Source organism: Nocardioides sp., from assembly GCF_047606145.1.
Classification (GTDB): domain Bacteria; phylum Actinomycetota; class Actinomycetes; order Propionibacteriales; family Nocardioidaceae; genus Nocardioides.
On the sequence record NZ_JASGET010000020.1, the window covers coordinates 26,536 to 34,981 of the forward strand.

7 protein-coding genes are annotated in these 8,446 nt (G+C 65.1%); 5 read left to right on the forward strand and 2 right to left on the reverse strand.

Features of this window, described 5'->3' with window-relative positions; all coding sequences use genetic code 11:
- Nucleotides 1–156 precede the first annotated feature (156 nt).
- Both menC and QM638_RS03380 read right to left on the reverse strand, forming a co-directional pair.
- Entirely contained in the window at nt 157–1,263 is a 1,107-nt protein-coding gene (gene menC / locus QM638_RS03375) for an o-succinylbenzoate synthase (protein ID WP_415140523.1), read from the reverse strand.
- On the reverse strand, nt 1,244–2,119 hold the full coding sequence (locus QM638_RS03380) for a GNAT family N-acetyltransferase (protein ID WP_415140524.1): 876 nt from the start codon (nt 2,117–2,119) through the stop codon (nt 1,244–1,246). Before QM638_RS03380 ends, menC begins: the two co-directional genes overlap by 20 nt.
- A gap of 84 nt (nt 2,120–2,203) precedes the next feature.
- Here QM638_RS03380 and QM638_RS03385 point away from each other — a divergent pair, with 84 nt between their 5' ends.
- From QM638_RS03385 to QM638_RS03405, 5 genes are all read left to right on the forward strand, one after another.
- Nucleotides 2,204–3,013, forward strand: a complete 810-nt coding sequence (locus QM638_RS03385) for a class I SAM-dependent methyltransferase (RefSeq protein ID WP_415140525.1) — start codon at nt 2,204–2,206, stop codon at nt 3,011–3,013.
- Nucleotides 3,014–3,064: 51 nt separating this feature from the next.
- Entirely contained in the window at nt 3,065–3,514 is a 450-nt protein-coding gene (locus tag QM638_RS03390) for a VOC family protein (RefSeq protein ID WP_415140526.1), read from the forward strand.
- Nucleotides 3,511–4,104 carry a gluconate 2-dehydrogenase subunit 3 family protein gene (locus tag QM638_RS03395; protein WP_415140527.1) on the forward strand — a complete coding sequence of 198 codons (594 nt, stop codon included), beginning with the start codon at nt 3,511–3,513 and terminating at the stop codon, nt 4,102–4,104. The genes QM638_RS03390 and QM638_RS03395 overlap by 4 nt, the downstream gene beginning before the upstream one ends.
- 96 nt (nt 4,105–4,200) lie before the next feature.
- On the forward strand, nt 4,201–7,566 hold the full coding sequence (locus tag QM638_RS03400) for a non-ribosomal peptide synthetase (protein WP_415140528.1): 3,366 nt from the start codon (nt 4,201–4,203) through the stop codon (nt 7,564–7,566).
- A 2-nt stretch (nt 7,567–7,568) separates the two neighbouring features.
- Nucleotides 7,569–8,327 carry a thioesterase II family protein gene (locus QM638_RS03405; RefSeq protein ID WP_415140529.1) on the forward strand — a complete coding sequence of 253 codons (759 nt, stop codon included), beginning with the start codon at nt 7,569–7,571 and terminating at the stop codon, nt 8,325–8,327.
- The last annotated feature ends 119 nt before the right edge of the window (nt 8,328–8,446 follow it).

Genomic DNA, 8,446 nt, shown 5'->3' on the forward strand with positions numbered 1-8,446 from the left:
CCAGCCGCACGAGATTCGCCCGTCCAGAGACCAGCATGGGAGACGACTGTCTCTGGATGAACGACGCCACCGGGTTCGATCACGGTACGCACCGGTTCACCCCAGCACCCGAGCCCCCGAGGACACCCAGCACAGCGACTCGGCGGGACATCGAGATCAGGGAGTGAACGTTTCGCGATGCACGGTCAGGTCGGCGAGAATAGCCGGATCGGGCTCCACGCCGATCCCAGGAGCCACCGGCACGGGCAGGTGAGCCTCGTTGTCAAGCACGAAAGGCTCGGTCAGGTCGGTGACCCAGTAGCGGTCCGAGGCAGAGATGTCCCCGGGCAGTACAAATCCGGGGAGTGACGCGAGGGCCACGTTTGCGGCCCGACCGACACCGGTTTCCAACATTCCGCCACACCAGACGGGTATCCCAGAGGCGCTGCACACGTCGTGCACCCGGCGGGCCTCCAAGTAGCCGCCCACCCGGGCCGCCTTGATGTTCACGACTGAACAGGCACCAAGGTCGATCGCCGCGGCGGCCATTCGCGCCGACGCAATCGACTCATCGAGGCAAACCGGCGTGCGCAGCCGCCGCGCCAGACGCGCGTGGCCAGGCAGATCGTCCGCGGCCAGCGGCTGCTCAAGCAACTGCAGGTCAAATTGGTCGAGCTCGACGAGCCGACGCACGTCCGACTGGGCGTACGAGGTGTTCGCGTCGACCTGGAGCGAGAGGTCGGGGTACCGTTCCCGGACGGCACGGACCGGCACTAGGTCCCACCCCGGCTCGATCTTCAACTTGACCCGGCGGTAGCCGGCGTCCAGGTAGCCGGCCACGCTCTCCAACAAGGCCCCCAGAGATTCCGGAATACCGATGGACACCCCGGCGGGAACCCTCTCGCGTATGCCCCCGAGATAGTCCGCCATTCGCATTCCGCTGCGCCGGAGCTGAGCATCCAGCACGGCGCTCTCAAGCGCCGCCTTCGCCATCGGATGTCCACTCACCGTAGCCAACGCGGGGTGGACGCGAGCCGCAGTGAGGTCATGGGCGGCAAATAGCCGGGGCAGCAGGTGACGCACGATCACCTCGTAGGCACCCTGCTGATATTCCGCGGAGAATGCCGGACGCTCGGGGGCGGTGCACTCCGCCCAACCCACGGTGTCGTCGAGGTTGGCCCGGATCAGCAGCACGTCACGCTCGGTTTCGATGCCGTAGGCGGTTCGGAAAGGAGCGACCAGCGGCATGCGCAAGCGCAGCAATTCAACTCGATGCAACTTCACCGGGCACCACCTTGGCTGGCTGGGAGGCTGGGCGTCGAAGTACGAACCAGCCGTCGTCGAATTCCGAGGCCACGAGCCCTGCGGAGAGAGCTTCACCCAGGGCGGTTCGAAGAGCACGCCTCCACCGGAAGGCCAGTTCGGGATGCTGGGAACGTAGTTGCACGGCGTCGTGCGGGATGCGACACAACCGGACAGCGGCCGAAGTTGGCGGGCCTAGGCACGGCTCGCCGTCCTCGCCGTCGAGCACCACCGGCACCCCCGAGTCGCGCAACTTCGAGATGCTGGGTCGCCAAGGCCTGCCGGCTGCGGCCGCTATCGTCACTGGCGCGTGGAGCTCCCAACGCACCAAGCAGCGGTCACTGAAGTCTCCGGCGTTGATAGAGTCGTCCATCGCACCGTAGAAGTCCGGCATGTAGCTCACCGCGCTGGCGCCTAGTTTCGCGATGTTGAAGTGTGCGTTGTGCCGAACGAGTGGGTCAAACGTCCATTCGATTATCTGGATACCCCGGCTCATCGCCCAGGCTCGCTGGTGCTGCTTCAATGCAAACCCCACCCCGCCGGACTGAGATCCGCTAGCCACGGCGGTGGTCTGGGAGAACAGTCCCGCCGCGCATAGGAATCCAGCACAGGCACCAACCAGTACACCAGCTCGGCGCGCACCCGATGCATAGCATCCTGAAACCGCCAGCGCCCGGAGCAGATTCGGCGAAAGCGGTGCATAGGTAGTGCCGGTGCCGAAGACCCGCGCGAAAAGCTCAGCGGCCTGGTGGTGCTCGCGCATCGTGACCAAGTCGTCGACCTCGACGCCCACCAGCGTCGCCGCCCGCGCTGCCTCGTCCCAAGGGTCCGGCACCATCAGGTGAGTCTATTCTGAGGAGTCTGGTGCGCGTGACCGGGTGCACTTTTCGCGGCTTAGCCACCAACGGCACAGGGAGGATTGATGAACAGACCGCTCACTCGCGCGTACCCGGGTCACGACCCCGTGCTAGACGCGGACTGGGCGGAGAATTGGCGGGAACTGGTCGCGGCGCGGGACGCCACAGTGGGTCCGCGGGACACGACCTACTGGGACGAGCGTGCACAGCGGTACGCGCAGTCGGTCTCTGGCCAGGACGGGCCGCTGCTGGACCTGCTCGGCACTTGGTTGACCCCTGACACCACAGTGCTCGACGTAGGTGCAGGAACCGGTCGGCATGCGGTCCCGCTGGCGCAGCGTGTGCGTCTCGTCGTGGCGGTAGAGCCGTCGAAGCAGATGCGCGCTCGAATACCGCCCACGCCGGGGCTCGAGGTCGTAGCGGCCGACTGGCTCGCTGCGGGAGACTTGCGGGCCGATGTCGTGACCTGTCTTCATACGTTGTACCCGATCGCCAATCCGGTCCCGTTTTTGCGTAAACTGGACCAAGCGGCCAAGCGGCGGGTTGTCGTGGCGATGAGGGATGATCCCAGTGCCCACCCTGCGGAGGTGATCGCAGGGGGAGCGCGCGAGCCCCTGTTGCGCCACCTTGTGCTGTTGCTGCGTCAGATGGGAATCGCGCCTGACGTGAAGCGGTTCAGGTACACGACGGCTTACCACTTCGACTCGTTCGAGGAGGCGCGCGATGACTGCCGTGCCCGTGCCGGTGCCAGATGGGACGATGAGCGGGGCACAGCATTGCTGCGGCAACGACTCAGACCTAGAGTGGGTGGGGGAGTTACGTTCGATGGTGGCACGATGACAGCTGGTATCGCACATTGGACTCCCGGCGGGTGACACGCTCGGTGATCGGAGGTGCCCATGGCTATTCGGGCAAGGTATAACCACGTGAGCGTGCATGCCGTCGACGTCGAGGAGTCCGCCCGGTTCTATACTGAGTTGTTTGAGTTGACCGAACTTCCGGCTCCGGACTTCGGAACTCCGACTCGTTGGCTCCAGATCGGGGACCTGCAGCTGCATCTCTTCGGTCGGCCGTCGCCGGCCCCGGCGTATCACCACTTCGCTGTGACGGTCGATGACCTGACGGAGGTGTACGCCCGGGCAGAAAAGTTGGGTGTTATCGACGCCGACACTTACGGTCATGCGCTCATCGAGCTGCCCGACGGCGCAGTTCAGTTCTATGTACGCGATCCCGCTGGAAACCTTGTAGAGGTCAATTACCCGGGCATCGACAAGTTGGACGATCGCCTGCGCGCGAGGCTGCACCGCATGGCCGAAGACCGGGAACAGAACGCCGACAATCTCAGGGCCACCCTCTTCCTCTCGGGTCAGCGGTGAGTCCCGAGACCAGTCACCTGTCCGAGGCCGAACTGTACCTGCTTGACGCAGTGACGCGGCGGATCTTTCCGGGGGACCCGACCGACCCGGGAGCCGCTGAGGCAGGCGTGGTCGACTATATCCGTAGCGTAGTAGACGAATCTCGCTCGGGTGTCCTGGAGTGTTACCGCACCGGTCTGGCCGAACTCGATCGCCGAGCCGTGGCTATCCATGGGGTGGGCTTCACCGACCTCAAGGAGGCGCACCAGGATGCGGTGCTCGTGGCGCTGGAATCTGAGGTCGACGAACTGATGGCCGCGGAGACGTCCACACTCGTGGAGAACTCGGCAGCCTACTTCTTCGGACTGGTGTGTGAGCACACGCTGCATGGAATGTTCAGCGACCCCATTCACGGAGGCAACCGTGACGGGATCGGATGGCGGTTGATCGGCTTTCCTGGCCCTCGCTGGGGGTACTCGGCAGCCGATATGGCTGCCGGAGTAGATGCGTCCACACTGCCGATCACCAGTCTCGCAGAGGTCGAGAGCGAGGCGAGGGCTCGGTGGGGCGAGACGTGTCCCGAAACGAGCCCCAAGAAGATGAGGGACTGACAGCCGACCGGAAGGTTGCTTACACTGCAATCAAACGGGTCTCGGGCGCTCCTGTTCTCAAGCTGGGCACACGGGTCCGACCGTGAGGATGGTCCAGTGGACGATTTCGAGGGAACGGTTCACACAACCGGAAGCGACGAGCCACGCAGACTATCGGCAGACAGGCTCGCACTGCTGAAACAACGGCTCGCCGCGGACGGCGCATCCCCGGCGGTGGTGCCGCGGCAGCGGTCGGCGGGGGAGCAGATCCCCCTGTCCTTCGCCCAGGAACGGTTGTGGTTCCTCAACCGGATTCTCGCAGGCAGCCCAATGTACGACATCAACGTGGCGCTCAGGATCCGGGGGCCGCTTCGGGTGGACGTCCTGGAGCATGCCGTCACTGCTCTAGTTCAGCGCCACCGCGTTCTACGTTCCTCCTTCCCGGCCACGGACGACGGTCCGCGACAAGTAGTCGCTCCCGCCGAGCCGCTGACGATTCCGATGGAGGACCTCGCCGGGTATCCGTCGGAGCGACGTGAACAAGCCGTTATCGAAGCGTCCGAGGCGCTGCTCGCGGAGCCATTGGACTTGGATGTGGCGCCGATGCGAACCGCCCTGGTCAAGGCGGACGAGGACGACCATGTGCTGCTGGTCAAGGTGCACCACATTGCCTTCGACGCGACATCGTACGAGGTTCTGCGTGCTGAACTCGGCGCCCTGTACGAGGCGTACGCGGCCGACGAGACAGTGTTGCCGTCAGCGCCGACGCTGCAGTACGCAGACTACGCGGTCTGGCAGCGCGAGGAGGCAGCGTCGGGCCGCTACGCCGAACAGCTGGACTACTGGAGATCACGGCTGTCCGGCGATGTGCCACTTTTGGAATTGCCCGTCGACCTCCTGCTCCCCACGGAGCCGCGATACACAGGGGGCAGTGTGTCGTGCTCGTTGACGCCGAAGCTGAGCGAAGGCATCCGGGCGCTGGGCGCCGCCGAACGAACGACCCTCTACAGCACGATGTTGACAGTCTTCGGTGCCGTGCTAGCTCGACACGTCGACTCCGACGAGGTGATCGTTGGCATCCCGGCATCCACCCGGCAGCAGCCCGAACTCGAGGAGGTCGTGGGTGTGTTCTTGAACATGCTCGTCGGCCGACTCGACTTTGCCGGGGAGCCCACGTTCCGTGAGGCGCTGCGGCGGACCCACGACACTGCACTCGAGGCGTACGCGAACCAGGACGTGCCATTCGAGCGGCTCGTCGAGGTGCTGCAGCCCGAGCGCAGCCTGTCGCGGACGCCTTTCATCGACGCGGTGCTCAACATCGCCCCGGCTTCGGCCGAGCAACAGTTTGCCGACCTGTCAGTCACCCCGATGATGCTGGGCAGGCTCTACGCCGGGTACCCACTGACGCTCTACGTCAACCAACACCAAGAGAGTATCCAACTCGAGCTCGTGTACCAGGACGAGCGGTTCACCTCCGAGCGGATGACCGAGTTGCTGAATCAGATCGAATTCCTCCTCGAACAGGTGGTAGAGGACCCGGATCAGTCGTTGTGGAGCTACTCCTTGGTGACGCCCGCGGCTCGAGCGCTTCTCCGGGATCCTGCCGAGCCCTTGGAACGCCCCGAGCGTCTGTCGGTGGTGACCACGGTCGAAGAGCGCGCACACGTCGTCCCAGACCATGTTGCGGTCCGCTATCGCGGTCGCGAATGGAAATACTGGGAGCTCGCCGAGAGCGTCCGAGCGATCGCCCGCCAGTTGCGAGGGAACGGGCTCAGCGAAGGCGATGTCGTTGGAATCGTGGGAGAGCCAAGTTTCGGATACATCACAGCGTTCCTTGGGGTGATGCGAGCTCGCGGCGTCGCGCTCCCGATGGACCGTATGGTGCCAGAGGCACGGCAGCGGGTCATGCTCGACGTTGGACAGGCCACCAGACTGCTGCTGGTGGGCGACGGCGGAGCGGCTGAGTCGTGGGTCCCTGGATGCGATGTGCCGGTCTTCCGTGTCGCGGGCGACACGGGTGTCCTCGACGCCGAGCCGGCTCTCCACGTGGCCCTACCAGATCCCCACCCCGAGGATCCTGCCTACCTGTACTTCACCTCGGGTACGACGGGCACACCCAAGGCCATCCTCGGCCGCAACGACGTGCTCGACCACCTCATCACTTGGCAGCGGGAGACGTTCCGGGTTGGCCCGGGCGATCGCTGCGGGCTGACCACTCGATTGCTGTTCGATATGGTTCTGCGCGACATCTTCTTACCACTCACCAGTGGTGGCACAGTGTGCATACCCGATGACGAGATGGTCAGCCTCGACGCCACGGCGGTGCTTCGCTGGCTGGCCGACGAACAAGTGACGCTACTCCATGTTGTGCCCTCGCTGGCCCGCCGCTGGGTAAGCAACGTGCCAGAGGGCGTAGCGCTCACCTCGATGCGCTGGGTCTACTTTGCCGGAGAGCCACTGACCGAGGAGTTGGTCCGACGCTGGCGAGACAGGATCCGCCCGGGCGGCACAGTGATCAACTTCTATGGCACCACCGAGACCATGGTGCGCACCTACCACCAGGTCCCGAAGGAGCCGATCCCCGGCGTGCAGTCGGTCGGCCGCGAACTACCGGACACGCAGATCCTCGTCATCAATCGCGATCGGCAGCCATGCGGCATCGGCGAGGTCGGTGAGGTGCTGTTGCGTAGCAGGGTTATCACCTACGGCTACACGAACGCACCCGAGGAGATGGCCGCGCGTTTCCTCCCCAACTGGTTCCGCGACGATGACCCTGATGACGTGCTTTTCCTCACGGGCGACAACGGCCGCTATCGTCCGGACGGCACGCTGGAAGTGCTCGGCCGCACCGATGACCAACTGAAGGTCCACGGCGTGAGGGTGGAGCCCGTCGGGATCCAGGCCGTCCTCAACGTCCATCCGGACGTGGTCGCCGCAGCCGTGATCGCGGTTGACGATGGCGACGCGGAGCCAGCGCTGGGCGCCTACGTCGTGCCGGCAACCAACGACTTGGTGGTCGCCGACCTGCAGCGCTACCTGCGCGAACGATTACCTGAGCCGATGGTTCCCCATCGGTGGGCTTTCCTCCCGGAGCTCCCGATGCTGCCGAACGGCAAGGTGGACAAGAACTCCCTCCCCCCGGCCCACACCGCTTTCAGGGGGGACCGATCTGAGGGCATCACGCCGCCCGAGGGAGAGGTCGAGCTGGCGCTGGCCGAGATCTGGGTGGACCTCCTAGGGGTGCCCCAAGTCGACCGAAAGGCCAACTTTTTTGAGCTCGGCGGTCACTCACTCAAGGTCGTCGACCTGGTTACTCGTATTCGTGACGTGCTCAAGGTCGACATCCCTCTGCGGGTCGTGTTCGAGGAGCCGACACTCCACAGCCTCGCAATGGCGATCGAGCACGGCCGAGAGATGCCCGAGAGTGATTCACAGCTCGACGCCGTGATCGCCGCATTGGAAGAGCTCGAGGACGAGGACTAACGGTGACCGTCGGAGCGAGGTGGGGTCGGGTCCCGGTACCTCGTCCTGGTGCGCCTCAGCTGTTGTGCCTCCCGTACGCCGGTGGCAACAGCCGAATCTTCGCCGGCTGGCCCCGTGCGCTGCCTCGGTACGAGGTGGTCGTGGCCGCACTTCCTGGCCGGGACCGCCGGTTCGGAGAGTCCCCACCCGACCGGATGACCCGCCTCGTCCCACAGCTCGCTGCCGGGGTCGGGACCATGTTGGATCGACCGTACGCCGTGTTCGGACACAGCATGGGTGCGCTGGTGGCGTTTGAGCTAGCCCGGTGGTCCCGCCATCGTGGCTCACCCGAACCGTCCCTCCTGTTGCTGTCGGGATGCACGCCCCCCGCCTTGCGGGTTCCGAGTGCCCCGGATGCTGACGTCAAGTCGCTGCTGCGACGTCTCAAGCAGTTGGGCGGCACACCGGCCGAGGCGCTTGCGGACCCAGAGTTGCTCCACGTGTTGTTACCCGTTCTGAAGGCCGACTTCGCACTGGTGGACACCTACGCTGCGGCATCTGAGCCACCCCTCTCGATTCCCCTGACCGCAATCGCCGGAACGGGCGATCCCGACGCCCACCCGGAGGCGATGCGTGGCTGGGCGGAAGAAACCACCGGGACCTTCGAACTTCGCACCGTCCCCGGCGGCCACTTCTTCGTGCACGACCACGAGGAGGAGCTGATCGGTCAGGTTTCCGAGGCGCTGGACAACATCCGCCTCGGCGACCCGGAGAGCGGATGAGAAGCCCTATGTCAAGCCGCCCCGGTCTGGCTGGCGAGGAAGCGTTGCAGGGCGCGGTGTCGGGCGGGGTCGTAGGCGAGGTCGTCTTGCCAGCAGTGCCAGATGATGTGGAGCCAGGC